Source organism: Shinella sp. 1A1 (assembly GCF_055379515.1).
Genome location: NZ_AP039671.1, coordinates 2,898,729 through 2,924,840 on the forward strand (window position 1 = coordinate 2,898,729; position 26,112 = coordinate 2,924,840).

Consider the following 26,112-nt stretch of genomic DNA (forward strand, 5'->3'; position numbering starts at 1 on the left):
CCCCGCGAGAGGTCATGGATCGGGCAATTGATCGGTGCGCGAGGGATCGGAGCGGATGAGATCGATTTCGTGGATCGTGCGCATGACGGTGAAGCGCGCCGTCAGCGTCGTCAGGAGCGCGATCACGACGATGGTCGCCGCGATGCCGAGATAGCCGGTCAGGCCCATGGCGAAGGAGCCGAAGAGCGCCGTCGCCTGGTCGCTCTGGGGCGTGGCGATGGACCGGCCCTGCCAGAAGCCGGCGATGGCGAAGAAGAGCGCCGCCAGGAACCCGCCGGCAAAGGAGCCCTTGAGGCTGATCATCAGGAAATGCTTCTGGAATTCCGAGGCGACGAAGCTCGCCTCGGCACCGACGAAATGCAGCACCTCGACGATATGGCGGTTGCCGGAAAGCGCCCCGCGCGTGGCAAAGACCACGGTCAGCACCATGGCCGAGAAGACGAGGACGAGCACGCCCGTGCCGATGAAGGCGGTGGTGCGGGCCATGGCGACGAGACGGTCGACCCAGGTGCGATGGTCGTCAAGCGAAGCCTGCGGGATCGCCTCCGACAAGGCCTTGCGCATCGCCGCGAAATCGGGCGGGCTCTGCTCGTCGATGGTGATGATGACGAGGCGCGGCACCGGCAATTCGTCGATATCCAGCCCCTCGCCGAGCCACGGCTCGAGAAGGCGGGCGGTCGCCGTCTTGTCGACGATGGTGCCGCCGCGCGTGCCGGAGAAGGTGAGCGCGAGGTCGCGCGCATCCTTGAGCGCGGTCTCCATGTCGAGATTGTCGTCCGGCTTGATCTGGATGGTGATCTCGCGGGAGATCTGGCTCTGCCAGCTCGCCGCCGTCGCCCGCACCATGGTGACGGCGCCGAAGGTGAGGCAGGCGAGGAAGGCCATGATGGCGATGACGAACATCAGCGCCCGGCCGGAAACGTTGGCCGGCGGCACGATGGGCGCGGTGGGGCGCACGCGCATTTCCGGCCGGCGGGCGGCTGCGGCATTCTCGCTGGCTTCGCGGGGCGCGTCAGTCATAGATGTCGAGCCTGCCTTGCGAGAGGATCATGCGCCGCGCCTCCACCTGGTCCATCAGGGAAAGGTCGTGCGTGGCGATCACCACGGCGGTGCCGAGCCGGTTGAGCTCGAGGAAGAGGCTGAGCAGCCGGCGCGCCATCGGCGGATCGACATTGCCGGTCGGCTCGTCGGCAAGCAGCAGCTCCGGCCGGTCGATGAGCGCGCGGGCGATCGCCGCGCGCTGCTTCTCCCCGCCCGAAAGCACCGGCGGCAGCACGTTGATCCGCTCGCCGAGGCCGACCCATTTCAGGAGTTCGAGCACGTCGGCGCGATAGCTGGATTCGTCCTTGCCGCGCACGCGCAGCGGCAGCGCCACGTTCTCGTAGGTCGTCAGGTGGTCGAGCAGGCGGAAATCCTGGAAGACGATGCCGATGCGCCGGCGCAGCATCGGCAATTCGTCGCGCGGAATGGTCGAGATTTCCCGATCGAAGGTGCGGATGATGCCGCGCGTCGGCTGAAGCGACAGGAAAAGCAGGCGCAGAAGCGTCGTCTTGCCCGCGCCCGACGGACCCGTCAGGAACTGGAAGGACCGGCGCGGGATATCGAAGGTGAGGTCCCGGAGGATTTCCGGCCCCATTCCATAGCGCAGTCCGACATTCTCGAAGTGAATCAATGGCCAATCCGGTTCTAGAAACGGTCACCCCATCGGTACCGCGGCTGACGTCGCACAGGAAAGCGGCTCTTTCACGGTCGGGTTTCCGAAGCATTAACCAGTATGGTTTACGTTTCGTAAGGATTTCATTCAATGCCCGACTTTTCGCCATGGATTTTGCGAAGGACGGCCAGCGGAGGTGGCGATGAACGCCTTCAGAGCGAAGCAGCAGGCAAGGGGCCGGATCGACCTCCTGCCCCCCGAGCCCAGGGCGCCGGCCGCAAGGCAGCGCTTTACCAGGCGGCTCGAAGTGGTGGATGCCGATTTCGTGGTGATCCGCGCGTCCGGCGCGCGCACCTCGAACGACAACCACCGCCCCGCCCGTCCCGCGCGGACGCAGCCGCTTTCCCAACATCTCCTCTTCCGCATCGCGGCCGCCTGCGCGCGGCTCGCGGAAACGGGATTGCAGCGTCTTCCGGGCCGCGCCTTTGCCGGCCTCGTCACGGCGTCCTTCCTCTTCGTCTTCGCCTATGCCGGCGGGCTCTCGGCGCTGAAGGCCGCCATGCCCGGGGCGGATGCGGCCGAACCGCTGCGTGTCGCCGGGCTCAGCGCCACGCTCGACGACCGCAACGGCATGAAGGTGCTCTCCGTCTACGGCCGCGTGGACAATGACGGCGGCAAGGTGGAAACCCTGCCGCCGCTCGAAATCCTCGTTGACGGCGCTGGCTCCGCGCTCCAGCGGCGCATCGCGCTCGATGCCGCGAACATCGCCCCCGGCGGCAGCGAGCACTTCGCCCTGCGCATCCCGCACAGCGGCGGAAAAGTGCCGAAAGTCTCGGTTTCCTTCGTCCGCGAGGGTGCGCCGGCCAACTGAGTGTGCTAATCGGCTGCTTTGTTCCGGTGCGGTTCCGGGCGTCATTGCGCTCCGAACGGTGGCCGGAATTCTCTGTCACGACCCCAGGGAGCCGTCTCGCGATGCAGATTGTCCGCGGAAAGAAGATCGAAACGCTTTACGACGCCGCGCAGATCGCCAAGCGCAACGAAGAACTCGCGGCGCAGATCGCCGCCGGCCCGACGAAGGACCTCCTCGTCATCGCCGTGCTCAAGGGCTCGTTCATCTTCGCCGCCGACCTCACCCGCGCACTGCACGCCGCCGGCCTCGCGCCGGAAGTGGAATTCATCACCCTTTCCAGCTACGGCGCGGGCACCGTCTCGCAGGGCGTGAAGGTGATCAAGGACATCGACAGCGACGTGCATGGCCGCGATATCCTGCTTATCGACGACATCCTCGAATCCGGTCGCACGCTCAGCTTCGCCAAGGAGCTGATGTACGAACGCGGCGCGCGCAACGTCACGATCGCCGTGCTGCTCGACAAGCGCGAGAAGCGCAGGACCGATCTTGAGGCCGATTATGTCGGCTTCGAATGCCCGGACCATTTCGTCGTCGGCTACGGCATGGACGTCGCTTATGCCTTCCGCGAACTGCCCTTCGTGGGCGTCGTCACCGGCGACGCGGAATAGAGGCAATTCCATCAAAAGTGCGCAGCGGTTTTGCGTCCGGAATTGCGTAGAACCAAGGAGCTGGAGCGTTTTCGCGATCCAGAGAAAGCGCAAACGCTCCAGCCAGCCCCACTTTCCTCCATCGGGCGTTTACGGATCGACAAGGAAAGTCTGGTCTTTTCGTTCCCATGCCGGGGCCAATGAACAGGCCCGAAGGGGAAGCGATGGCGAAGATCCTGATCACCGAAGACGAAGACTCCCTGCGCCGCTTCGTGGCGCGGGCGCTGCGGATGGATGGTCATGAGACCGTCGAGGCGCCGGACGGGGCCGCGGGCCTCGACGCGCTGACGGACGGAGGCTTCGACCTCCTGCTCTCCGATATCCGCATGCCCGTGATGGACGGCATCGAGCTTGCCCACAAGGCATCCGCCGCCCACCCGGCGCTGAAGATCCTGCTGATGACCGGCTATGCGGAGCAGCGCGAGCGCGCTGACGACCTGACGACGAAGATCGTCGACGTCGTCAGCAAGCCGTTCAGCCTGCCGGATATCCGCCGGGCCGTCGCCATGGCGCTTGCCGCCTGATCGTTCGCTGCTGCGGAAGCCGCTGTTTCAGCGAATCCCGAGTAGTCGCTCCAGATAGTCCCGCTCAAGGGCAGGCGAACCGCCGGTGCCGAGGCGGCGGCGGATCTCGTCGAGGATCTCGCGGGCCCGCTGGATATCGATCTCTTCCGGGACCCTGTTCCCGCCGGCCTCGCTGTTGCCACCCTCGGCGTTGCGCTCGCGGCCGAGGGGATCGCGGCCGTTGCGCCCGGCCTGTGGCATGCCCTGCCCCTGTCCCTGGCCCATCGCCTGCATCTGGTTCATCATGTTCTGCGCGCCCTGCCGCAGCGCCTCGAGCGCACGCCCCTGGCTGCCGACGGCCGCTTCCCCCTCGCCCTCGCCGAGGGCCTTGCCGGCATCCTTCATCTCGCGGCCGGCCTGACCGAAGCCCTCGCCCGGCTCCATGCCCATGCCCTTGAGCGCCTGCTGCAATTCGCCGAGCTGCTTGCCGAGCCCGTCCTGCTGCTCGCGAAGCTTCTTCAGGGCATCGCGAAGCTGGTCGGCCGTCATCTTGTCGGACGGCTGCGGGTTGGCGCCGTCGTCGCCCGGCTGCGCCTCGTCCTCCTCGCCCGGCATCGGATCGCCGCGCTCCATGCGGTCGCGCAGCGCCTGATCGAGCTTGAAGGTCTCTTCCATCAGCTTCTGCTGCTTCAGCACCAGCTCGCCGAGCTTATCCATCTGCTGGCGCATGGCGTCGTTCTGCTGGCCCTGCCCCTGCTGCGGCCGGCCCGCCTGAAGGTTGTTCATCATGCGCTGCAATTCGGACAGCATCTGCTGCGCCTGATCCCGCGCACCCGAGCGCGCCAGGTTCTCGATCTGGTCCATCATGCGCTGCAGATCCTGCTGACGCAGGATGCGGCCCTGCTGCTGGGCATTCTGCTGGCCGTTCTTGGCCGCCTGCCGCGCCAGTTCCTCCATATAGGCCTGCATCGCATCGCGCAGCTCCTTCATGAGCCTGGCGATCTCTTCCTCGGAGGCATTGCGTTCAAGAGCCTCGGAAAGCGCCTTCTGCGCATCGCGCAGGCGCCGGTCGGCGAGCGACAGGTTGCCGTCCTCGATGCCGAGCGCGATCTCCCAGAGATAATCCGCCGTATCGCGCATCTGGTCTTCACTGCGGGCAAGCCGCATGCGCGCTCCGGCCGACTGGATCAACAGGAAATGCGTGAGGTTCGGAATCGTCTCCTCGGGACGGATCGTCAGCGCCTCGTTGAGCGTGATGGCGAGCGGCAACTGCCTTGCATCGAGCGCGAAGACCTGCCGCTCCTCGGCGACGGCGGCGGCGAGCGGCTCGAAGAAGTTCTTCGCCGGCAGCACGATCTCGACGGGCTGGCTGCGCCCCTCCTGCCCCGCGGCATCCTTGGCGACGAGCGTGATCTTCACGCGCTTGCCGGAAAGCGGATGTTCGGAAAGGTTGCGGCTCGTCGTGCCCTTGGCCTCGCGCGCGGCGCGGCGCGGCAGGTCGAGCCTATATTCCGGCAGCGGATAGAGCGGGCGGGCATCCTTCGGCTGGTCGACCGGGACGATCTCCGCATGGGCCTCCTGAAGCCCGTAGTCGTCCCTCGCGATGAAGCTGATCTCGAGGGCCGAGGCGACCGTCGTTTTCGGGATGCCGTCGAAGGCGATTTCCGGCACGCGGTCCGGGATGACGGCGAAGGTCCAGCTACGGCCATCGACCGAGAGCGTGCCGTCCTTCAGGATCTTGTAATGCATGGTCCGCGCGCCGCCGACGGTCGCGGCCGGCGCCGTTCCGTCCTTCGGCTTTTCCGCCTCGGGACGGATGGCCGTGACGGTGTTTTCGCCGGCCACCTGATAGCCGACCGTCTCATTCCCGCTGCCGCCGGTCACGCGCACCGTCAGGTCGCTGAATTGCGGAATGCGGATCCCGCCTTCCGCGGCCTCGGCCGGCTGGCCCTGCGCGTTGCCGGTGAGGAATACCGGCGCCCGCGCGGTATGGGCCGGCGGCGTCACCCAGGCATCGATGCGCATGTCCGGCGCCGCCTCGGCGGGCGCCTGGAAGGAAACGACATCGACCAGCAGGCCGCCGCGGTTGGAATAGGAGAAGGCAAAGGCGATGGCGACGAGGAGCAGCGGCACGGCGCGCAGCGCATGGCGGTCGTGGCGGGCAATGTCGGGCTCGGGCGTACCGGTGCGCAGCGCGCCGATCATGCGGGCCATGCGCGCCTGATGCTCGCGCCAGAGCGCTTCGCCGAAGGCGTCGCCGGCCGCCGGCCTGTCGTCCTGCACGCGGATCGCCTGATGCGTCAGCGCGTTGCGTGCTTCCAGCATGCGGTCGGCGCTGTCGACCGACGGCCAGGAAATGCCGCGCAGCCGGGCGAGCAGGACGAAGAACCCGATCGCGAAGGCCGCGAGCGTTACGACATGCAGCCAGAACGGCGCATGGCGGAAATAGCCGAACCAGGTGAGCGCGAGGAAGGCGGCGACGAGGAGCAGGACCGGCAGCAGGCGCGGCGCAAGCGCTTCGAGATAGAGCACAGCCCTCGCGGCAAGGCGTTTGGCCGCAAGCCGGCGGGCCAGCGGATTGCCGGTCGCCCCCTTCTCGCGCTGCCTGTCAGATGCCATCGATCAACGCACTCCGCCGCTCTTTGTCACCATCCGAAAATAACATCCTTTGTGGCGAAGACGAGGGCGCGCGCAAAATCGTGAACGCTATTCCCCGCCTGCGGCTCAGGCGAGCCAGTCCGGCAGCGAATCGAGGCCGATCAGGTCGTCATAGGAAAGCCGCGGGCGGATGACGTGGAACTCGGACCCGTTGACCAGCACTTCCGGCACCAGCAGGCGGCTGTTGTAGGTGCCGGCCTGCACCGCACCATAGGCGCCGGCCGAGCCGACGGCGATGAGGTCGCCGGGCTTCGGCTGCGCCATCTCGCGGTCCTGCGCCAGATAGTCGCCCGTCTCGCAGACCGGGCCGACGACATCGGCGCGGATGCGCGGCGCATTGGCTGCCGAGATGACGACCGGCTGGATCTCGTGCCAGGCCTCGTAGAGCGTCGGGCGGATGAGGTCGTTCATCGCCGCGTCGACGATGACGAAGGTCTTCTCGCCGCCGTCCTTCACATAGATGACCTCGGTGACGAGGATGCCGGCATTGCCGACGATCAGCCGGCCGGGCTCCGTGACGATCTTGCAGCCGAGGCCCTTGAGCTGGTTCTTGACGATCTCGGCATAGGCATCCGGCAGCGGCGGCGGCGCGTTGTCCGTCTTGTAGGGAATGCCGAGGCCGCCGCCGACATCGACATGGTCGATGGTGTGGCCGTCGGCGCGCAGCGTCTCGACCAGTTCGCGCAGCAGCCGGAAGGCGTCGTCGAAGGGTTGCAGCTCGGTGATCTGGCTGCCGATATGCATGTCGATGCCGGTGACCTCGATGCCTGGCAGGCTCGCGGCGCGGGCATAGACGGCGCGTGCGCGCTCCCAGGAAATGCCGAACTTGTTTTCCTTCTTGCCCGTCGAGATCTTGGCATGGGTGCGGGCGTCGACATCCGGGTTGATGCGGAAGGAGACATGGGCGACCTTGCCGGCCTTCACGGCGCGGGCGTTCAGCACGTCCAGTTCCGGCTCGGATTCGACGTTGAAGCAGTAGATGCCGGCCTCGAGCGCAAGGTCCATCTCCCGCGGCGTCTTGCCGACGCCGGAGAACATGATGCGCGAGGCGGGAACGCCGGCGGCAAGCGCCCGGCGCAGTTCCCCTTCCGAGACCACGTCTATGCCCGCGCCGAGCCGGGCGAGCGTCTTCAGCACCGCCTGGTTGGAATTCGCCTTCATGGCGTAGCAGACCAGCGCATCGACGCCCTCGAAGGCCTTGGAGAACACCTTGTAGTGCCGCTCCAGCGTGGCCGTCGAATAGACGTAGAAGGGGGTGCCGACCGCCTTGGCGATCTCCGGAACCGGCACGTCCTCCGCGTAGAGAATGCCGTCGCGATGCTCGAAATGGTTCACTGCCTGATCCGTAGAACTAGAGCAATTCCAGCAAAAGTGCGCAGCGGTTTTGCGTCCGGAATTGCGTAAAAACAAAAGGATAGAGCGTTTTCGCGATTCGAAGAAAAGCGGAAATGCTCTAGAGAAGGGGGTCGAGGACGAAGGGCTTGTCTTCGACCTGCTCGACCTTCTTGCCCTTGATGGTCTTCACGACCGGCTGTCCGCCGCCCGGCAGGTCGAGATCGCCCTTGCGGCCACAAGCGGTCAGAACCGCTGCGGAAAGGCAGAGCACGAAAGCCAGCCTGCCGATATCGATGCGTGTCATGAAGCGTTCCCTGGAATTGCCGGTGATCGGGTGGGCATCATCCTTAGCGAATTCGCCCGCCCTGTGCACCCTTAATCTCTTGATGATTCCTGCAAGCGGTTTGATCAGTTCCGCTGCCGCCACCAGGCGATCTGCCGGCGGACTTCCGAAGGCGCGGTGCCGCCATAGCTCTTGCGGCTGGCGACCGAGGCCTCGACCGTCAGAACGTTGAAGATGTCGGCGGTGATCGCGGCATGGATCGCCTGCAAGTCTTCGAGCGAGAGTTCCGCAAGGTCGCAGCCCTTGCTCTCGGCGAGCGCCACGGCACGGCCGGTGACATGGTGGGCGTCGCGGAAGGGCAGGCCCGCCTCACGCACCAGCCAGTCGGCAAGGTCCGTCGCGGTGGAATAGCCGGAGCCGGCCGCCGCCTTCATCCGGTCCGCGCGGATCGTCATGTCGCGCACCATGCCGGTCATGGCGGCAATCGCCAGCTCCAGGCTCTCTGCGGCGTCGAAGACCTGTTCCTTGTCCTCCTGCATGTCCTTGGAATAGGCGAGCGGCAGGCCCTTCATGACGGTTAGCAGCGCAATCAGCGAGCCGTTGATGCGGCCCGTCTTGGCGCGCACGAGCTCCGCGGCGTCGGGGTTCTTCTTCTGCGGCATGATCGAGGAGCCGGTCGAGAAGGCGTCCGACAGGCGGATGAAGCCAAATTGCGGCGTCGACCAGATGACGATCTCCTCGGCAAGGCGCGAGAGGTGAACGGAGGCGATGGCGGCGATGGAGAGGAACTCCAGCGCGAAGTCGCGGTCCGAGACCGTGTCGATGGAATTGCGCGTCGGCTCGCGGAAGCCGAGGGCCTTGGCCGTCATGTGGCGGTCGATATTGTAGCCGGTGCCGGCAAGCGCGGCGGCGCCGATTGGGCTTTCGTCGAGATGCTCGATGGCATGGCGCACGCGCTGGCGGTCGCGGCCGAACATTTCCACATAGGCCATGCAATGGTGGCCGAAGGTCACCGGCTGGGCCGTCTGGAGATGGGTGAAGCCGGGCATGACCGTCTCGGCGTGCTCTTCCGCGCGGTCGAGGAAGGCGGCGATGAGGCTCGTCAGCATCCTTTCGGTCTTCTGCAGCTCTTCCTTGACCCAGAGGCGAAAATCGAGCGCCACCTGGTCATTGCGCGAGCGGGCGGTGTGCAGGCGCCCGGCGGCGGGGCCGATCAGCGTCGCCAGCCGCGCCTCGACATTCATGTGGATGTCTTCCAGCTTGCGCGAGAACTCGAAGGTGCCCGCCTCGATCTCTGACAATATCGTGTCGAGACCGTGAACGATCTTTTCCTTATCGTCCGCCGAAATGATGCCCTGATGGCTAAGCATTTCGGCATGCGCCTTTGAGCCGCGGATGTCCTGGGCATAAAGCTTCTTGTCGAAGCCGATGGAGGCATTTATCTCCTCCATGATCGCATCCGGTCCCGAGGCGAAGCGGCCGCCCCACATCTGGTTCGAGGATTTCGTCTCGGAAGTGCCGTCAGCCATGGGTGCCTATCCTGGAGAATGAAATGTCAGTGAAGAAGAAACTCGGCCTGCCGGCAGGAAAGCTGATCGCCATTGCCGGGCTCGCCGGACTTCTTGCCGGTGGTGCAGCGATATACGTGAAGGAAAGCCTGTCTGGCAATGGCGCGGTCGCGTCCGCCGGTTCCGCCGCCTGCCCGCTCGCCGCCGAAAAGGCCGCCGCGATCACGCCCTTCTCCAAGGGTCAGGTCGCCGCCATGCGCACGGTCGACGAGCACCGTCCCCTCCCCGACCTCGTTTTCGACGGCCCGGACGGCAAGAAGAAGACCATCGCGGACTTTGCCGGCAAGACGCTGCTGGTCAATCTCTGGGCGACCTGGTGCGTGCCCTGCCGCGAGGAAATGCCGGCGCTCAATGCGCTGCAGAAGAACCTCGGCAGCGACAAATTCGAGGTCGTGGCGATCAACATCGATACCGGCGACGACGAAAAGCCGAAGACCTTCCTCGACGAGACGAAGGTCCACGACCTCGGCTATTACCGCGACGCCTCCATGGGCGTCTTCAACACGTTGAAGAAGGAGGGCCTGGCCTTCGGCCTGCCCGTCACGCTGCTGATGGACGACAAGGGCTGCCTGATCTCCGCCATGAACGGCCCCGCCGCCTGGGACGGCGAGGACGCCAAGGCACTGATCAACGCCGCGCTCGGAGCGCCGAAGATCTGAGATATCATGCCGCCGCGTAGATCCGCGGCCGGCGGATCTCGATGAAGCCCGCCTCGCCCTTGCGGTGCGGAAATTCCGGCGCGGTATCGAACTCCACCGCCTGCCCGCTGCCGGTCATCGCCAGAACGCGGCGCGAATCCGGCCTGTCGATGACGCGGACGATCTTCGCCGCGATCCCCTCTCCATCCTCGCGCCAGGTGACATCGGCCGGGCGGAAGAGGATCTGCCCGCCGCCATCGGCGACGCCCTCGGCCTCGAAGGAAACGTCCTCGACATAGGCCCTGCCGCCGCGGATATCCGCGTCGAGCCGGTTGGCATCGCCCAGAAAATTCATCACGAAGGCATCGGCCGGGTTGCGGCAGACGGCTTCGGGCGTCCCCTCCTGCACGATCCGGCCTTTGTTGAGGATGACCACGCGGTCGGCAAGGTCGAGCGCCTCTTCCTGGTCGTGCGTAACGAAAAGCGTGGTGATGCCGAGCTCGTCGTGGATCTTGCGCAGCCAGCGGCGCAGGTCCCGCCGCACATTGGCATCCAGTGCACCGAAGGGCTCGTCGAGCAGCAGCACGCGCGGATCGACGGCAAGCGCCCGGGCGAGCGCCACGCGCTGGCGCTGGCCGCCGGAGATCTGGCCGGGGAAGCGATCCTTCAGCCCGCCAAGCTGCACGAGATCGAGCAATTCCTTCACGCGCGCCTCGATCGCCTGCGGCGTGCGCTTCACCCTGGAGACCTTCATGCCGAAGGCGATGTTATCGCCGACCGTCATATGCGGGAAGAGCGCGTAATGCTGGAAGACGAAGCCAACGCCGCGCTCGCGCACCGGAATGTCCGTCGCGTTCTCCTCACCGAAATAGATCGCCCCGGCATCGGCATATTCGAGGCCGGCGACCATGCGCAGGATCGTCGTCTTGCCGGAGCCCGAGGGGCCGAGCAGCGCGACCAGCTCGCCGCTCTCGATATCGAGCGAGACGCCGTGCACGGCGCGGAAGGTCTCGAATTCCTTGACCACATTGTCGAGACGAATCTTCAAGGCTTGACCTCCGGAGTGATGCTGTCGGCCCCCACAAGGGCGGCAGGGCGCTGCACGCGGCCCGCGCCCTGCCGCTCCAGCGCCACCTTGGCAAGGAGCGTGACGATGGCAAGGCCGGCAAGGATGGATGCGGCGGCAAAGGAGCCGGCCGCATTGTAATCGTGATAAAGCAGCTCGATATGGAGCGGCAGCGTGTTGGTCTGGCCGCGGATATTGCCCGAGACGACCGAGACGGCGCCGAACTCGCCCATGACACGCGAATTGCAGAGCACCACGCCATAGAGCATCGCCCATTTGATGTTGGGCAGCGTGACGGAGAAGAAGGTCCGCCAGCCGCTCGCCCCGAGCGACGTCGCCGCCTCTTCGAGATCGCGGCCCTGCGCCTGCATCAGCGGGATCAGCTCGCGCGCCACGAAGGGCGCGGTCACGAACATGCTGGCAAGCACGATGCCGGGCAGGGCGAAGAGGATCTTGATCCCCGCCGCCTCCAGCGCATGGCCGAAGAGACCCTGCAGGCCGAAGACGAAGAGATAGGAGACGCCCGCGACGATTGGCGAGACCGAGAAGGGGATCTCGATGACGACGGTGAGCAGCCGCTTGCCGGGAAAGTCATGCTTGGTGATGGCCCAGGCCGCCGCGACGCCGAAGGCCGTGTTGATCGGCACGGCGATGAGCGCCGTGACGACCGTCAGCAGGATGGCGTGCCGCGTGTCGGGATCGGCAATGGATTTCGCGAAATAGCCGATCCCGCGCGAAAAGGCCTCGACGGCGATGACGACGAGCGGCGCGATGATCATCAGCGCCACAAGCAGGAGGACCACCGTCAGCAGGATGCGGCGAAAGAGGGGATTGTCGCCGACGCGCGGCGGCTTGCCCTTTGCGTGATGCGCCATGATCAGCCCCTCACCGTGTAGCGCAGGGCGCGGGCCTGCATGAGATTGGTGATCGCCAGCATGACGAAGGCCGTCAGCAGCATGACGGAGGCGATGGCGGCGGAGGCCGGATAGTCGTATTCCTCCAGCCGGATGAAGGCGAGAAGCGCGGTGATCTCCGTCGAGAAAGGCTGGTTGCCGGCGATGAAGATGATGGCGCCGAACTCGCCGAGGCTGCGTGCGAAGGAGAGCGAGACGCCCGCCAGCAGCGCCGGCGCCAGAAGCGGCAGGATGACCTTGGCGAAGATGGAAAGATCGCTCGCGCCGAGCGTCTGCCCCGCCTCCTCCAGCGCCGGATCTAGCTCCTCCAGCACCGGCTGCACCGTGCGCACGATAAAGGGGATGCTGGTGAAGCTCATGGCGACGATGATGCCGAGCGGCGTATAGGCGACCTTGATGCCGAGATGGGAGAGCGGGCCGCCGAACCAGCCGTTGGTGGCAAAGAGCGTGGTGAGCGCAATGCCGGCGACCGCCGTCGGCAGCGCGAAGGGCAGGTCCACGAGCGCATCGACAAGGCGCCGGCCGGGGAAGCGGTAGCGCACCAGCACCCAGGCGAGCGCCATGCCGAAGAGGAGATTGAAGACCGTCGCCGCCAGCGCGCAGAGCACCGTCACGCGGTAGCTCGCAAGGGCGCGGTCGGAGGAGACGATGCGCCAGTAATCCGCAGGCCCAAGGCTTGCCGCCTTGAAGACGAGCGCCGCCAGCGGCAGCACCACGATGATGGCCACATAGACGAGGGTGATGCCGAGCGCGAGCGGCAATCCGGGCAGTACACGCCGTTTCAAACGGGCGTTCCTTTCTCATACCACAACCGGCGGGTTTTGCGCCCGCCGGCTGCCTTGAAGAACGAAGGGGAGTGGATCAGCGGCTGCCGTAGATCTTGTCCAGCGTGCCGCCCTCGGAGAAATGCTCCTTGGAGACCTTGTCCCAGCCGCCGAAGACGTCGTCGACATTGACGAGGCGGATATCCGGAAACTGGTCCTTGAACTCGGCGGCGACCTTTTCGTCATGAACGCGGTGACCGAATTCAGCGGCGATCTTCTGGCCTTCCGGCGCATAGAGGAAGTCGAGATAGGACTTGGCCAGATCCCGGCTGCCATGGGCGTCAGCCACCTTGTCGACCACCGCGACCGGGAATTCGGCAAGCAGCGAGACGGAGGGCACGACGCTTTCGAACTTGTCCTCGCCATACTGCTTGGCGATCGACTTGGTCTCGGCCTCGAAGGTGATGATGACGTCGCCGATCTCGCGCTCGACGAAGGTCGTGGTCGCCGCGCGGCCGCCCGTGTCGAAGACCGGCACGTTGTCGAAGATCTTCTTGACGAATTCCTCGACCTTCGCCGGGTCGTCCTTGAAGGCTTCCTTGGCATAGGCCGTGGCGGCAAGATAGGTGTAGCGCGCATTGCCCGAGGTCTTCGGGTTCGGGAAGATGACCTTCACGTCGTCGCGGGCAAGGTCGGACCAGTCCTTGATATTCTTCGGATTGCCGGCGCGCACGAGGAAGGACGGGAAGGAATAGAAGGGCGAGGCGTTGTTCGGGAACGCCTTCTGCCAGCCTTCGGCGACGAAGCCGTTCTTCACGAGGAAGTCGATATCCGTCACCTGATTGAAGGTCACGACGTCGGCCTCGAGGCCCTCGACGATGGCGCGCGCCTGCTTGGAGGTGCCGCCATGCGACTGGTCGATGGTGACGCCCGGATGCGCCTTCACGAAGGCCTCGTTCTCGGCGGCGAAAAGCTCGCGCGCTACGTCGTAGGAGGCGTTGAGCAGCTTGTCGGCGGCGTTGGCGGAGAGCGGAGCGGCAAGGCCGAGAAGGGCCACGCCGAGAAGGAGCAAACGTTTCATCTGAAAAACCCCGATGCGAGAGAATGGGGCAGACAATAACGAGCGGCCGGGCGGTCTCCGAGGCACGGGCCTGTCGCGCACGCGGCGACAGGCGGAACATTTTTCCCTGAAAAGGAAGGTTCGCGGATTCTCCGCCCGTCAGCGGGTCGGGACCGGAACCTCGCCGCGATAGTCGTAGAAGCCGCGGCCGGACTTGCGGCCGAGCCAGCCGGCCTCGACATATTTCACCAGCAGCGGGCACGGGCGATACTTGGAATCGGCGAGCCCGTCATGCAGCACCTGCATGATCGAAAGGCAGGTATCGAGGCCGATGAAATCGGCAAGCTGGAGCGGGCCCATCGGATGGTTCGCGCCGAGCTTCATGGCCGTGTCGATGGCCTCCACCGAGCCGACGCCCTCATAGAGCGTGTAGATCGCCTCGTTGATCATCGGCAGCAGGATGCGGTTGACGATGAAGGCCGGGAAATCTTCCGCGACCGTGATCGTCTTGTCGAGCTTGGTGACGAATTCCTTGGCGGCGGCGAAGGTGCCTTCCTCGGTCGCGATGCCGCGCACGAGCTCCACCAGCTTCATCACCGGCACCGGGTTCATGAAGTGGATGCCCATGAAGCGCTCCGGCCGGTCGGTGGCCGAGGCGAGGCGGGTGATCGACAGCGAGGACGTATTGGTGGCGAGGATCGCCTCCGGCTTCAGCACGGAACAGACCAGGCCGTAGATCTTGCGCTTGACGGTCTCGTCCTCCGTCGCCGCCTCGATGACGAGATCGGCGTCGGAAAGGTCGTTGATGTCCGAGGAGCCCTTGATCAGCGCGAGCGCCTTCTTGCGGTCCTCGTCGCTCATCTTGCCGGAGGAGACCTGGCGGGCGAGGTTGCCGTTGATCGTGGCAAGCCCTGTCTCGATACGCTCGGGCGACAGGTCATAGATATGGACCTTGTAGCCGGCTAGCGCAGAAACATGCGCGATCCCGCACCCCATCTGGCCCGCACCCACAATACCGACGTTCTTGATCATAGCGCCAATCGCCCCGTCACTTCAGTCCGCGCCCTCGGCGCAGGCAAAAAAATACCGGGCCGGTCGAGCCGGCCCGGTGAAGTGATAAAGCCCTGCGACGCATTTTTCCAGTGAAATCATCGTCGCAAAAAGAGGCATGAAACCGGCTCAGAGCGCCTTCTCAAGCTCCGGGAGAATTTCGAAGAGATCTCCGACGAGACCGTAGTCTGCGACCTGGAAGATCGGCGCCTCCTCGTCCTTGTTGATCGCGACGATGACCTTGCTGTCCTTCATCCCGGCAAGGTGCTGGATCGCACCGGAGATGCCGCAGGCGATGTAGAGCTGCGGGGCAACCACCTTGCCCGTCTGCCCGACCTGCCAGTCGTTCGGCGCATAGCCGGCATCGACGGCCGCGCGGGACGCGCCGACGGCGGCACCCAGCTTGTCGGCAACCGGAAGGATCACTTCCTGGAATTTTTCAGACGAGCCGAGCGCACGGCCGCCCGAGATGATGATCTTCGCCGATGTCAGTTCCGGGCGGTCGGATGAGGACAGGGCATCCTTGACGTGGGTGGACAGGCCCGGGTTCGCTGCAGCGGAGATGGCCTCGATGGCTGCGCTTCCGCCTTCACCTGCTGCGGCGAAGGAAGCCGTGCGAACGGTGATCACCTTCTTCGCATCGGTGGACTGAACCGTCTGGATGGCATTGCCGGCATAGATCGGACGCTTGAACGTGTCGGCCGAGACGACCTCGACGATCTCCGAGACCTGCGCGACATCGAGCAGGGCGGCAACGCGCGGCAGCACGTTCTTGCCGACCGAGGTCGCAGCCGAGACGATGGCGTCGTAATTGCCGGCCAGCGACACGATGAGCGCGGCCAGCGGTTCGGCGAGATTGTTGCCGAGGCTGGCATCGTCGGCGAGCAGGACCTTCGTCACGCCCGAGAGCTTGGCAGCCGCATCGGCCGCAGCCTTGGCGCCCGAGCCGGCGACGAGCACATGCACGTCCGAGCCGAGCTTGGAGGCTGCCGTCAGCGCCTTGGCGGTCTGGTCGGAAAGGTGAGCGTTGTCGTGGTCTGCCAGAAGAAGAATGGCCATGTTCGTAATCTCCTCAAATCTCGCCGATCAAAGCACGCCGGCTTCGGTCTTGAGCTTTTCGACCAGCTCGGCGACCGTCTTGACCTTGACGCCCGCCTTGCGGCCCGACGGCTCCTCGGTCTTCAGCACCTTCAGGCGCGGGCTCGTATCGACGCCGAAGTCGGCCGGCGACTTCTTGTCGAGCGGCTTCTTCTTCGCCTTCATGATGTTCGGCAGCGAGGCATAACGCGGCTCGTTGAGGCGAAGGTCGGTGGTGACCACTGCCGGAAGCTTGACCTCGATTGTCTGCAGACCGCCGTCGACCTCGCGCGTCACCTGCGCCGAACCGTTGCCGATCTCGACCTTGGAGGCGAAGGTGGCCTGTGCCCAGCCGAGCAGGGCCGAGAGCATCTGGCCGGTCTGGTTCGAATCGTCGTCGATCGCCTGCTTGCCGACGATGATCAGGCCCGGCTGCTCGGCCTCGGCCACACCCTTGAGGATCTTGGCAACGGCCAGCGGCTCGACGGCGTCGTCCGTCTCGACCAGCACGGCGCGGTCGGCGCCCATGGCGAGCGCGGTGCGCAGCGTCTCTTCGGCCTTGGCAGGGCCGATCGACACCACCACCACTTCCTCGGCCTTGCCCGCCTCCTTCAGACGCAGCGCCTCCTCGACCGAAATCTCGTCGAACGGGTTCATCGACATCTTCACATTGGCAAGCTCGACACCCGAGCCATCAGACTTCACACGGATCTTTACGTTGTAGTCAACAACACGCTTGACTGGGACCAGGATCTTCATGGCTTCCTTCCTTCAAATGCCCGCGAGGGAAAATGCGCCTTTCAGAGGCGACCTGATTGCCGGTTGGCGACATCGATACGCGTTTTTTCCCCAATTACAATGCATCATCCGCCCTCCCAGGTGAAAACGGAAGGCTTATAAATTACCTTTACGTTCACGTCAATTTTCGTTGTATGTCGCCATCATCGACCCCAATGGCGCGGCGGCGTCGGGGTGGGGTCCGGCGCCTCCTCGGCGGGAACCGGCCCCGCTTCCACATGCCTGACCGCCCTCGGCGTCACGATGATCCGGTCGAACAGCGGCACGCCGCGCCGGCGCAGGACGAGCACGAGAACCGCCCCCGCCAGGATGCCGCCGACATGCGCGCCCCAGGAGACGCCGCTGTCGCCGTCGGCGAGCAGCATGTAGAATTGCTGGGCGATCCAGAAGGCAAGCGGGATGACCGCCGGCAGCGGCAACGGGATGCGGAAGAACACCAGAACCCAGACCCGCACCTTCGGATGCAGCAGGAAATAGGCCGCGACCACGCCCGAGATCGCCCCCGACGCGCCGATCAGCGGCGCTTCCGAATCCGGTTGCACCAGCCCGTGCACCAGGGCGCCCGCCGCCGCGCAGAGAAGGTAGAAGACGAGAAAGCGGAAATGCCCCAGCGCATCCTCGACATTGTCGCCGAACACCCAGAGGAACAGCATGTTCGAGGCGAGATGCATGAAGTCGCCATGCAGGAAGGCATAGGTGATGTAGGTCGCATCCTCCGGCACCAGGACGAGGCCCGGCTCCAGATCGGCGAAGTCGAAGACGACCGCGGGAATATAGCCGAGCCCCACCACCGCGGCATCGGAAAAGGCCTGCGTGGAGGCAAGGCCCGTCACCAGCCAGATAGCGACATTCACCACGATCAGGCCGATCGTGACATATTGCACCTTGATGTATTTCAGGGCGTTCGCGTCATGCAGCGGTATGAACATGGATCCCCTTCCGGCCCGCGGCCCCTTGCGCGATTTCCGATGCGCTCGCGGGACCTTGCCGGAGAGCTTACCTGTTCTGCCCCGGCACCCACAATATGTCCGCGCGCCCCTTGTCGTTCACCCAGCGCGCCGCGACGAAGAGGAAATCGGAAAGCCGGTTGATATAGGCGACCGCCGCCGCCGACACCGTCTCGCCTTCGCTGTCCTGCAGCGCGACGATGCGGCGCTCGGCCCGGCGCGCGACGGTGCGCGCAAGATGCAGCGCCGCCGCCGCGGGCGTGCCGCCCGGCAGCACGAAGGAGCGCAGCGGCTCGAGATCGGCGTTGAGCGCATCGATCTCCTTTTCCAGCCGGTCCACCTGCGCCTGCGCGATGCGCAGCGGCTCGTAGTCGAGCTTCCTGCCGGTCTCGGGGGTGGCAAGATCCGCGCCGAGGTCGAAGAGGTCGTTCTGGACGCGCATCAGCATGCGGTCGAGCGCCGGGAAATCGGCAAGATGCTGGCGGGCGAGGCCGATAACGGAATTGGCCTCGTCCACCTCGCCGTAGGATTCCACACGCAGGTCGTGCTTCTTGCAGCGCGGGCCAACGACGAGGCCCGTCGTGCCGTTGTCGCCCGTGCGGGTATAGATCTTGTTGAGCTTGACCATCAGCCGCGCCCGCCGCCGGTGATCCACAAGGTCAGCATGATGAGAATGATGGCGATCGCCTGCAGCAGCACGCGCGCCTGCATCAGCTTGTTCGAGGTGTTGCCGCTGCCGCCCCTGGCCATGTTGACGAGACCGCGCACGAGCACGATGGCGACGAGGCCCATGACAAGCATGGTCAGGAAGGTGAGGAAGGAAGACATGCCAACGATCCGGTTTGATTTCTGTCAGCCCTATTCAAATAGGGCATTTCGCGCAAAGTGCACGCATTTTGCGGCGTGATACCTGCGACGCCGCGCCGCGTCAGCCGAGCCGCCCGATGATACGGTAGAAGAGCGCCGCCGGCAGCAGCTTCTTGAGAAGAACGCCCTGCCGCGCCGGCGTGGTCACGACATAGTGCGGGCGGGGCGACCTTGCCGTCAGCGCATGGCGCAGCACCGCATGCACCGCCTCCGGCCCGAGCTTGCCGCGCGCCGGCTTCGCCTCCCCGCGCAGCCGCCGCAACTGCCGGCGATATTCCTCCGCATGCACCGAATTCTCCAGATCGATGGTCTTCTCGATCTGCACCAGCGCATTGGCGGTGAAGCGCGAGGCGATGGGGCCCGGCTCGATGAGGCTGACATGGATGCCCGAGCCGGCAAGCTCCATGCGCAGCGTCAGCGACAGGCCCTCCAGCGCGAATTTCGAGGCATTGTAGGCGCCGCGCCAGCGATAGGGCACGATGCCGAGGATCGACGAGCATTGTACGATGCGCCCGTGCCCCTGCCGGCGCATCACCGGGATCACCCGCCGCGTCAGATCGTGCCAGCCGAAGACATTCGTCTCGAACTGCGCGCGCAGCGCCTCGACCGGGAGGTCTTCCACCGCGCCGGCCTGGCCATAGGCCCCGTTGTTGAAGAGCGCATCGAGCCGGCCGCCGGTGCGCGCCAGCACGGTCTCCACCAGGGCGGCGATGGTCTCGGGCCTGGTATAGTCCATGAGCAGCGCCTCGATGCCGTCCGCCGCAAGCCCCGCAAGGTCCTCCTCCCGCCGCACCGTCGCGAAGACGCGCCAGCCCTCGGCCTTCAGCGCGCGGGCGCAATGGGCGCCGATGCCGGAGGAACAACCCGTGACGATGATGCTCGGCGGCACGGACGCATTCTCAGAAGACATGGCGGTTTCCTGTACAAATCCGCGCCGGTTTCCCATATTCACCGCCAGGCCCCGCGCCGCTTTCGCGACGCAAGGCGGCCTTTCGAATCGCAATCCGCGCGTAACCTTTAAACAAAAGCCGATGTAAGGGGTTATGACCGGAGAGACAATGAAAGAGGCGGCCGTCCGGCCGCAAGGGACTGGGATACGCCGATGCCGACCGCCATCCGTTGCGCCTACAAGGTCATTTTCGATGCGATCTGGCATTTTTCCGAGGACGACGGCTGGGCCATGGCGAGCCATGTGGCGCTTTCCACCCTGCTCGCCGTCTTTCCCTTCCTGATCTTCGGCACCGCGCTCGGCTCTTTCCTCGGCGCCGACCAGTTTGCCGAGACCGCCGTCCACCTCATCTTCGATACCTGGCCGGAATCGATTGCCGCGCCGATCTCCCGCGAGGTCGTCGCGGTGCTGACCATTCCGCGCGGCGGGCTCCTGACCGTCTCCGTGCTCGCCGCCGCCTATTTCGCCTCCAATGGGGTGGAGGCGTTGCGCATTTCGCTCAACCGCGCCTATCGCGTGGCCGAAACGCGCTACTGGTACATGACGCGCCTTGCCAGCCTCGGCTTCGTCATCGCAGGCGTGCTGGCGCTTGCCGTCATCAGCATCGTACTCGTCGCAGCGCCCCTTGCGGTGCGCGCCACCGGCGACTGGCTGCCCTGGCTTTCCTATGTCTATTCCTGGGTGGAAAGCTGGGGGCTCGTCGGCACCGTGCTGGTGCTGCTGATCGGCCTGCTGATCGCCCATCTCTGGCTTCCCGCCGGCCGGCGCAGGATCGCCGACGTTCTGCCCGGCATCCTGCTGACGCTGCTCTTCTGGGCGGTCGGCGCCTATGCCTTCGCCTCCTACCTCACCGCCTTCGCCAACTATGTGTCGACCTATGCGGGCCTCGCCTCGATCATGATCGCGCTGGTCTTCCTCTACATGATCGGGGCGATCTTCATCATGGGCGCAGAGATCAACGCCGCGCTGCTGAAATACCGCGTCAAGCACCTGATCCTCGACCGCATCCGCGGCGTCAGGAAAATACGGCAGGCGGAGGAGGAATCAATGGAGGACGAAGCCATAGCCCGCGAGCAGGGCGCGAATGCCGGCCGGTGAGACGCCCTTGTCGCGATAGGCCGCGATCCCCGTATCCTGATTGCTCTTGGAGAGTTTTCGTCCGTCCGGGCCCGGCACCAGTCCGTGATGGATATAGCACGGCGCGGGCAGGCCGAGCAGGCTTTGCAGCAGACGGTGGACGGCCGTCGCGTGGAAGAGATCCTGTCCGCGCACGACATCGGTGACGCCCTGCGCCGCATCGTCGAGCACGACAGCAAGGTGGTAGCTTGCCGGCGCATCCGGCCGCGAGAGGATGACGTCGCCCCAGCGCTCCGGAAGGGCCGCGACCGTCCCCGTCTCGCCCTCCGGCCCCTCGCCGCTCTCCGACCAGTCCAGCGCCGCCGGCGCGAGCGCCCGCGCCCTCTCCATGTCGAGCCGCCAGGCGTGCTGGCGGCCCTCCGCGATGAGCGCGAGCGCCTGCGCCCGGTCGAGCCCGCGCTCCTCCGTCGGATAGAGCGGCGCACCGTCCGGATCGCGCGGCCAGACGCCGCCCGCCGCCTCATGCGCCTCGACGCGCGCCTTCACCTCGCCCCGGCTGAGGAAGCCGGGATAGAGCACGCCCATCGCCTTCAGCCGCTCCAGCGCCTCGGCATAGAAGGCGAGATGCTCCGACTGGCGCCGCACCGGCCTTTCCCAGTCCAGCTCGAGCCAGGCGAGGTCGCGGTAAATCGCCGCCTCGAATTCGGGCCGCGAGCGCGCCGGATCGATATCCTCGATGCGCAGCAGGAAGCGCCCGCCGCAGGCCGCGGCAAGGTCATGGTTGAGGATCGCCGACAATGCGTGGCCGAGATGCAGCAGGCCGTTGGGGCTCGGCGCGAAACGGAAGACGCGATTTTTTGACAAAGGGCTTTGCATGAGGTCTTCTGGCATGAAGAGGCGTGTCGCGCCACCACCGCGCTAAAGCGCGTCGCGATCTTTCAGATTCGCTCCTTGCGCTTTAGCTCCTTGTTTTTACGCATGTCTTTGTCCCGAAACCGGTTCCCACTTTCGGCACACATGCTTTAGGACCGCTTGGAGCCATGCAACTGCACATGATCAGAACGGAGGCGGATGTCGCCGCGGGGCTCGTCGACCTCGCGCTGCTCGACGCGCGCCTTTTCACCGTCATCGACAAGGCCGGCCCGGTGCCGCTGCGCCGGCTTGCGCCGGGCTACCGCGGCCTTGCCGGCATCATCGTGGCGCAGATGGTCTCGCGGGCGAGCGCCGATGCGATCTGGCGGCGGCTGGAGGAGACGGCCGGCGACATCACGCCCCACCACATGCTCGGCCTTTCCGACGAGGCTTGCCGCGCCGTCGGCCTGTCGCGCGCCAAGGCGGACACCCTGCGCCGGGCGGCCGAGGCCGTCGACCGCGGCGACCTCGATCTCGACGCCGTCTGCACGATGGAGGCGGTCGCCGCGACGCGCAAGCTCACCGCCATCAAGGGCATCGGCCGCTGGACGGCGGATGTCTACCTGCTCTTCTGCGGCGGGCATCCGGATATCTTCCCCTCGGGCGACATCGCCCTTCAGAACGCCGTCGCCCATGCGCTCGGCCTTGCCGTCCGCCCGAGCCCGCAGGAGCTCGACCGGATCGCGGAAGGCTGGTCGCCCTGGCGCGGTGTCTCGGCCCGGCTTTTCTGGGCCTATTACGCGCGGGAAATGCGCCGCGAAGTGGCGCCGGTGCTGGAGGGCTGAGCCCTCAAAATACCTTGTTTTCGCTTTTTCTTTCTTGCTTCACAATGCTGTAACAACAGGCCTAATATAGAAAGGCAGATGCCGAATCGCGCGAGGAGACGCCCTTGACGATTTCTGTTTCACCACAGGCCCTGCCAGCCCTTGTATTGAATGCTGACTACAGGCCGCTGAGTTATTATCCCTTGTCGCTGTGGTCCTGGCAGGACGCGATCAAGGCCGTGTTTCTTGACCGCGTAAACATCATCGCCGAATACGAACATTCGGTCTCCTCTCCCAGCTTCACGATGCGCCTGCCGAGCGTCGTGTGCCTGAAAACCTACGTGCAGCCGTCACGCCATCCGGCCTTCACCCGGTTCAACGTGTTCCTGCGCGACAAGTTCGAATGCCAGTACTGCGGGTCGCCGGACGACCTGACCTTCGACCATGTCATCCCCCGCGCCCATGGCGGCGAGACGACGTGGCACAATGTGGTCGCGGCCTGCTCCCCGTGCAATTTGAGAAAAGGCAGCAAGCTGCCGAAGCAGGCGGGCATGCACCCGCATCAGAAGCCCTACCACCCCACGGTTCAGGATCTGCACAACAACGGGCGACTGTTTCCACCCAACTATCTGCATGAAAGCTGGATGGACTATCTCTACTGGGACGTCGAACTGCAACCCTGAGGCCTGCCGCGCGGGAGCGCTTTCGCGCAGCTGCGGCATGCATTCGAGATCAGGTTGCGGGCATCAAGCTTTCGCCGACCGCGCGCCCGAAAAGGCGATCGCGGCGAGGATCAGGCTTGCGATCACGTTCCAGCCGGCGAACGACAGGCCCAGCAGGCGGAAGGACGCTTCCGTGCAGGACGGGCCGTGCTTGGCATTGAGATCGGAGAGGAGGTCGCCGGCATTCTGCGTAACGCCCTGCGCGGAGGTGGCGCAGGTCGCAGGTCCCTCCCAGAAGCCCCATTCCACGCCCGCGTGATAAACGCCCATGCCGGCACCGACGAGCATCATGATGCCCGCGACGGCGAGCAGCAGCCGCGTCAGCCAGGCCGGACCGCCGAAGAGGGCGGAAAGCAGAGCCGCGACGGCCACCGGAATGCCGTAGTAATAGGGATCGCGCTGGAGAAGGCAGAGCGCACAGGGAATATAGCCGCCGATATGCTCGAAGGCGAGCGCCCCGCCCACGGTCGCGGCCATGCCGAGCGAAAGGAGGCCTGCGGATGTCTTGCGGGAAAGGGATACGGTCATCGGGCTCGTCCAGAAAGACCGGCGGACATGCCGGCGAAACGGCGCCGAGTTCTATCAGGTGGGCCGGCTTTGTAAATGCACCGCACGCATAAGTGATCGCACCCGCCCGCCGTTTTGCCGGTTGCCGCCCGCAGGCGCTTCGTGTAAACGCGGTTGCTGCAAGTGCCGTGCCCCATTGGCGGAACTGGTAGACGCGCTCGACTCAAAATCGAGTTCCGAAAGGAGTGCTGGTTCGATTCCGGCATGGGGCACCATATTTCTTGAAAAAGAGCAATAATTTCAAGAAGATAGCGCCTTGGCTGAGGGCACCATCCCCCTTTTTATCCCCCATTGACAATGTGCTACCTGCGCACTTTCTCGAAGCCGCGCACTTCCCTACAAGGGAGTGACGAACCATCAAGCAACCCGCATCGACTCACCGTATTTCCAATATCCATTCTGGAATACGGACATGAATCAAACGCTTTAGCAGGTAGCAACTTGTCCGATCAGAAGCCTATTACATCTGTCCGAGTTCAACTGAAAAAACCAAAATCAGAGAAGGCCCTTCGCGCTGAACGTGTTCGGGAGTGGGAGCTCCGCGAGGGCCGATCCTTTGAAGACACCGTTGCTCATATGATCGCCATTACTCTGGCGTGTTTTGGGGAAAACCCTAAGCATTTTTCTCGTGAGATCGAACGAGCACAAAGAAATTTTGAGTTTTTCTTAAACCAAATTCAAATGGGCATGAGCGACAGCCTGCATGAATATATAGATCGTGAATTTGGATACTCAGAATCAACACGAAAAATTGAGGCCGAAGAATGGAAAGAATCCTATAATATTCTTATGAAGATAGATAAATTGCTTGGTAGAATTCCAAAAAAGAAAATGGAAATTCTTTCCGAGAATCTTGAGAATTCCGGCTATGCCAATCTCATAAAGATCGTTCGCCCATCGATCAGACGAAGCAGAATAATATCACTAAACCGGAAGGGACGCTATGAACTGCGCGGGAGCAAACGAACGCCAGTATCCACATTGGCACTAGCCCTATTCGACAATTTAGAATGGCGACTGAATCGTAATCTTGCACGCTCTTTTGCTATTGCGCCCTCGAAGGAGGAGCTTAAGCGCCATCCGGAGCGCAAATCCGTCCGCGATTTTGTCGGCCTCGACGCAAAACTTATTTTTCGGGTGGTGTGCACCGTAAAACCCAATGCAGTGATAGATACCGTTCAAAGCGCGCTAAAGGCCATGCCCTCTCAAAAGTCCGAGAAATAACGGCCAATTTGACGTTTTTTTGCCGATCCAGATGTTGTGGCATCAGGCCCATTTTTGTTGTGAATAGGGGGTCCCAGCAACAAAGGGACACACTATGACACAGGCAATCAATGAAACTCTCCGACTGCTGCGCGTGCGGCAGATCGTCAAGCCGGACGGCATGCTTCCCATTTGCCGTTCCACTTTCTACCAAATGGTGAATCGTGGCCTTGTTTCCGAGGGTATTCGCCTCGGTGCACGTACCCGTGTTTGGCGGGCTTCCGAAATCGCTAACCTGATCAATGGCCTCGAAAGCAAGGCAGGTGGCGATGTCTAAGCTGAAGCTGAACCTTCGCGGAACTTTCACGTCCCGCCCCTTCGTGAAGGCTGCCGGAATGCGTCCGTGCGGAGGCCAGAACGATGGCTAAGAAATCGGATAATCCGAAAACTAACGAGGCTGCATTGTCCACTGTAGAAGCCATAAACATGCTTCGCGCCGACTACGCAGCCGCAGATAAGGCACACCGCAAGCGTGTGCGAGCAAACATCTGTGAAGCGTACGAACTGGGTTTGCAACTCAAGAAGAGCCCGCGCATGTGGGACCAGTTTCGCAAGAGTGATTGGAAGGGTATCAGCGGCGGGCCGCCCGATAAGTTTCAGCAATCTCAAGCGGTTCGCTTCGCTCTTAAATTCATGGTCGGCGCTGGCGCGAGCGCTCAGAAGGATGCGTCGTTCTATTATCGAGCTATAAAAAAATTCGTCGATGAGAAGAGAACTCCTGACGAATTGCGACAGCTTCTTGGAGAGAAAACGCTCAAAAAACTGGCTGATGAATATGCTGAAGAAAATAAGAGCGCCGTCAACGAAGCCAAGCCGCCGGCCGAGTCCAAGAAGACCGGAAGCGAGTCACCCAAAAAGAACATTGATGATGAGGGGAACGAACCTATCACGACGAAAGGTTCGCCGACACTCGCGACTTGCACCCTCGCCTTGACCGGGAAGGCACAGACCTCCCTACTGAAGACGCCAGTTGGCACGCCTATCACGATCAAGGGGAAACTGTTGCGGGTAGAATCTTCTCTCGAAATCGAGGTGAGGTCCCTGAAGAAGCGCGAAAAGAAGACGCCCATGTAGCAATCGACCTCTTTCGCTAAAAAAAGATATGGGCCGGAGCTGACG

29 protein-coding genes and 1 tRNA gene are annotated in these 26,112 nt (G+C 64.1%); 11 read left to right on the forward strand and 19 right to left on the reverse strand.

Annotated elements, in window-relative coordinates; all coding sequences use genetic code 11:
• Positions 1 to 12 precede the first annotated feature (12 nt).
• Complete coding sequence (locus ACZ48C_RS14140) at positions 13 to 1,020, reverse strand: cell division protein FtsX (protein ID WP_464781486.1); 1,008 nt, start codon at positions 1,018 to 1,020, stop codon at positions 13 to 15.
• Positions 1,013 to 1,672: a cell division ATP-binding protein FtsE gene (ftsE, locus tag ACZ48C_RS14145; RefSeq protein WP_119259060.1), complete on the reverse strand. Its 660-nt coding sequence runs from the start codon at positions 1,670 to 1,672 to the stop codon at positions 1,013 to 1,015. The genes ACZ48C_RS14140 and ftsE overlap by 8 nt, the downstream gene beginning before the upstream one ends.
• A 184-nt stretch (positions 1,673 to 1,856) precedes the next feature.
• Between ftsE and ACZ48C_RS14150 the strand changes: the two genes are divergently transcribed.
• The 3 genes from ACZ48C_RS14150 (at position 1,857) to ACZ48C_RS14160 (ending at position 3,735) form a co-directional block, all read left to right on the forward strand.
• The gene (locus ACZ48C_RS14150) at positions 1,857 to 2,525 is read left to right on the forward strand and encodes a hypothetical protein (protein ID WP_464781487.1); all 669 of its coding nucleotides are present in this window, start codon (positions 1,857 to 1,859) and stop codon (positions 2,523 to 2,525) included.
• A 101-nt stretch (positions 2,526 to 2,626) separates the two neighbouring features.
• On the forward strand, positions 2,627 to 3,172 hold the full coding sequence (hpt, locus tag ACZ48C_RS14155) for a hypoxanthine phosphoribosyltransferase (RefSeq protein WP_119259058.1): 546 nt from the start codon (positions 2,627 to 2,629) through the stop codon (positions 3,170 to 3,172).
• A 203-nt stretch (positions 3,173 to 3,375) separates the two neighbouring features.
• The gene (locus ACZ48C_RS14160) at positions 3,376 to 3,735 is read left to right on the forward strand and encodes a response regulator (protein WP_119259115.1); all 360 of its coding nucleotides are present in this window, start codon (positions 3,376 to 3,378) and stop codon (positions 3,733 to 3,735) included.
• Positions 3,736 to 3,762: 27 nt separating this feature from the next.
• On the opposite strand, the gene ACZ48C_RS14165 is transcribed toward ACZ48C_RS14160, so the two are convergent.
• The 4 genes from ACZ48C_RS14165 to argH form a co-directional block, all read right to left on the reverse strand.
• Entirely contained in the window at positions 3,763 to 6,333 is a 2,571-nt protein-coding gene (locus tag ACZ48C_RS14165; RefSeq protein ID WP_464781488.1) for a TIGR02302 family protein, read from the reverse strand.
• Between the two features lie 105 nt (positions 6,334 to 6,438).
• A complete protein-coding gene (gene lysA, locus ACZ48C_RS14170; RefSeq protein ID WP_424547586.1) occupies positions 6,439 to 7,707 on the reverse strand; it encodes a diaminopimelate decarboxylase in 1,269 nt (422 codons plus the stop codon).
• Positions 7,708 to 7,825: 118 nt separating this feature from the next.
• Positions 7,826 to 8,011: an LPS translocon maturation chaperone LptM gene (gene lptM / locus ACZ48C_RS14175; RefSeq protein ID WP_119259114.1), complete on the reverse strand. Its 186-nt coding sequence runs from the start codon at positions 8,009 to 8,011 to the stop codon at positions 7,826 to 7,828.
• Positions 8,012 to 8,115: 104 nt separating this feature from the next.
• Entirely contained in the window at positions 8,116 to 9,519 is a 1,404-nt protein-coding gene (argH, locus tag ACZ48C_RS14180) for an argininosuccinate lyase (RefSeq protein WP_464781489.1), read from the reverse strand.
• A gap of 23 nt (positions 9,520 to 9,542) precedes the next feature.
• On the opposite strand from argH, the gene tlpA reads away from it, so the two are divergent.
• The gene (gene tlpA, locus ACZ48C_RS14185; RefSeq protein ID WP_119259054.1) at positions 9,543 to 10,217 is read left to right on the forward strand and encodes a thiol:disulfide interchange protein TlpA; all 675 of its coding nucleotides are present in this window, start codon (positions 9,543 to 9,545) and stop codon (positions 10,215 to 10,217) included.
• 4 nt (positions 10,218 to 10,221) lie between these two features.
• Here the strand turns inward: tlpA and ACZ48C_RS14190 are convergent, their stop codons facing one another.
• The 11 genes from ACZ48C_RS14190 to ACZ48C_RS14240 form a co-directional block, all read right to left on the reverse strand.
• Positions 10,222 to 11,244 (reverse strand): sulfate/molybdate ABC transporter ATP-binding protein, encoded by a 1,023-nt coding sequence (locus ACZ48C_RS14190; RefSeq protein WP_464781490.1) that lies wholly within the window; start codon positions 11,242 to 11,244, stop codon positions 10,222 to 10,224.
• Entirely contained in the window at positions 11,241 to 12,137 is an 897-nt protein-coding gene (gene cysW / locus ACZ48C_RS14195) for a sulfate ABC transporter permease subunit CysW (protein ID WP_464781491.1), read from the reverse strand. Before cysW ends, ACZ48C_RS14190 begins: the two co-directional genes overlap by 4 nt.
• Before the next feature lie 2 nt (positions 12,138 to 12,139).
• On the reverse strand, positions 12,140 to 12,961 hold the full coding sequence (gene cysT / locus ACZ48C_RS14200) for a sulfate ABC transporter permease subunit CysT (RefSeq protein ID WP_119259051.1): 822 nt from the start codon (positions 12,959 to 12,961) through the stop codon (positions 12,140 to 12,142).
• 76 nt (positions 12,962 to 13,037) lie between these two features.
• A complete protein-coding gene (locus ACZ48C_RS14205; protein ID WP_119259050.1) occupies positions 13,038 to 14,021 on the reverse strand; it encodes a sulfate ABC transporter substrate-binding protein in 984 nt (327 codons plus the stop codon).
• A 138-nt stretch (positions 14,022 to 14,159) separates the two neighbouring features.
• Positions 14,160 to 15,032 (reverse strand): 3-hydroxybutyryl-CoA dehydrogenase, encoded by an 873-nt coding sequence (locus ACZ48C_RS14210; protein WP_119259049.1) that lies wholly within the window; start codon positions 15,030 to 15,032, stop codon positions 14,160 to 14,162.
• Between the two features lie 147 nt (positions 15,033 to 15,179).
• Entirely contained in the window at positions 15,180 to 16,109 is a 930-nt protein-coding gene (locus ACZ48C_RS14215) for an electron transfer flavoprotein subunit alpha/FixB family protein (RefSeq protein WP_464781492.1), read from the reverse strand.
• A gap of 27 nt (positions 16,110 to 16,136) precedes the next feature.
• Complete coding sequence (locus ACZ48C_RS14220) at positions 16,137 to 16,886, reverse strand: electron transfer flavoprotein subunit beta/FixA family protein (RefSeq protein ID WP_464781493.1); 750 nt, start codon at positions 16,884 to 16,886, stop codon at positions 16,137 to 16,139.
• Between the two features lie 182 nt (positions 16,887 to 17,068).
• A complete protein-coding gene (locus tag ACZ48C_RS14225; protein ID WP_464781494.1) occupies positions 17,069 to 17,854 on the reverse strand; it encodes a rhomboid family intramembrane serine protease in 786 nt (261 codons plus the stop codon).
• Between the two features lie 67 nt (positions 17,855 to 17,921).
• Complete coding sequence (locus ACZ48C_RS14230) at positions 17,922 to 18,500, reverse strand: cob(I)yrinic acid a,c-diamide adenosyltransferase (protein WP_464781495.1); 579 nt, start codon at positions 18,498 to 18,500, stop codon at positions 17,922 to 17,924.
• A complete protein-coding gene (locus tag ACZ48C_RS14235) occupies positions 18,500 to 18,700 on the reverse strand; it encodes a twin transmembrane helix small protein (protein ID WP_119258934.1) in 201 nt (66 codons plus the stop codon). Before ACZ48C_RS14235 ends, ACZ48C_RS14230 begins: the two co-directional genes overlap by 1 nt.
• Positions 18,701 to 18,800: 100 nt before the next feature.
• A complete protein-coding gene (locus tag ACZ48C_RS14240; RefSeq protein ID WP_464781496.1) occupies positions 18,801 to 19,649 on the reverse strand; it encodes an SDR family oxidoreductase in 849 nt (282 codons plus the stop codon).
• Positions 19,650 to 19,841: 192 nt separating this feature from the next.
• Here ACZ48C_RS14240 and ACZ48C_RS14245 point away from each other — a divergent pair, with 192 nt between their 5' ends.
• Positions 19,842 to 20,786, forward strand: a complete 945-nt coding sequence (locus tag ACZ48C_RS14245; RefSeq protein ID WP_464781497.1) for a YihY/virulence factor BrkB family protein — start codon at positions 19,842 to 19,844, stop codon at positions 20,784 to 20,786.
• Here ACZ48C_RS14245 and gluQRS read toward each other — a convergent pair.
• Positions 20,733 to 21,656, reverse strand: coding sequence for a tRNA glutamyl-Q(34) synthetase GluQRS (gluQRS, locus tag ACZ48C_RS14250; protein WP_464781498.1), 924 nt, complete (start codon positions 21,654 to 21,656; stop codon positions 20,733 to 20,735). The two genes, ACZ48C_RS14245 and gluQRS, sit on opposite strands and share 54 nt — an antisense overlap.
• Positions 21,657 to 21,811: 155 nt before the next feature.
• Between gluQRS and ACZ48C_RS14255 the strand changes: the two genes are divergently transcribed.
• Positions 21,812 to 22,462: a DNA-3-methyladenine glycosylase family protein gene (locus ACZ48C_RS14255; RefSeq protein WP_464782814.1), complete on the forward strand. Its 651-nt coding sequence runs from the start codon at positions 21,812 to 21,814 to the stop codon at positions 22,460 to 22,462.
• Positions 22,463 to 22,566: 104 nt separating this feature from the next.
• Positions 22,567 to 23,124, forward strand: coding sequence for an HNH endonuclease (locus tag ACZ48C_RS14260; protein WP_119258937.1), 558 nt, complete (start codon positions 22,567 to 22,569; stop codon positions 23,122 to 23,124).
• 63 nt (positions 23,125 to 23,187) lie between these two features.
• Here ACZ48C_RS14260 and ACZ48C_RS14265 read toward each other — a convergent pair whose 3' ends face one another.
• The gene (locus ACZ48C_RS14265) at positions 23,188 to 23,691 is read right to left on the reverse strand and encodes a disulfide bond formation protein B (protein WP_119258938.1); all 504 of its coding nucleotides are present in this window, start codon (positions 23,689 to 23,691) and stop codon (positions 23,188 to 23,190) included.
• A 169-nt stretch (positions 23,692 to 23,860) separates the two neighbouring features.
• On the opposite strand from ACZ48C_RS14265, the gene ACZ48C_RS14270 reads away from it, so the two are divergent.
• The 4 genes from ACZ48C_RS14270 to ACZ48C_RS14285 all read left to right on the forward strand — a co-directional run bounded on the left by ACZ48C_RS14270 (position 23,861) and on the right by ACZ48C_RS14285 (position 26,067).
• Positions 23,861 to 23,945: transfer RNA gene (locus ACZ48C_RS14270), tRNA-Leu, on the forward strand.
• Positions 23,946 to 24,171: 226 nt separating this feature from the next.
• Positions 24,172 to 24,954: a hypothetical protein gene (locus tag ACZ48C_RS14275; RefSeq protein ID WP_464781499.1), complete on the forward strand. Its 783-nt coding sequence runs from the start codon at positions 24,172 to 24,174 to the stop codon at positions 24,952 to 24,954.
• 94 nt (positions 24,955 to 25,048) lie between these two features.
• The gene (locus ACZ48C_RS14280; protein WP_464781500.1) at positions 25,049 to 25,270 is read left to right on the forward strand and encodes a helix-turn-helix transcriptional regulator; all 222 of its coding nucleotides are present in this window, start codon (positions 25,049 to 25,051) and stop codon (positions 25,268 to 25,270) included.
• 83 nt (positions 25,271 to 25,353) lie between these two features.
• On the forward strand, positions 25,354 to 26,067 hold the full coding sequence (locus tag ACZ48C_RS14285; RefSeq protein ID WP_464781501.1) for a hypothetical protein: 714 nt from the start codon (positions 25,354 to 25,356) through the stop codon (positions 26,065 to 26,067).
• Positions 26,068 to 26,112 lie beyond the last annotated feature (45 nt).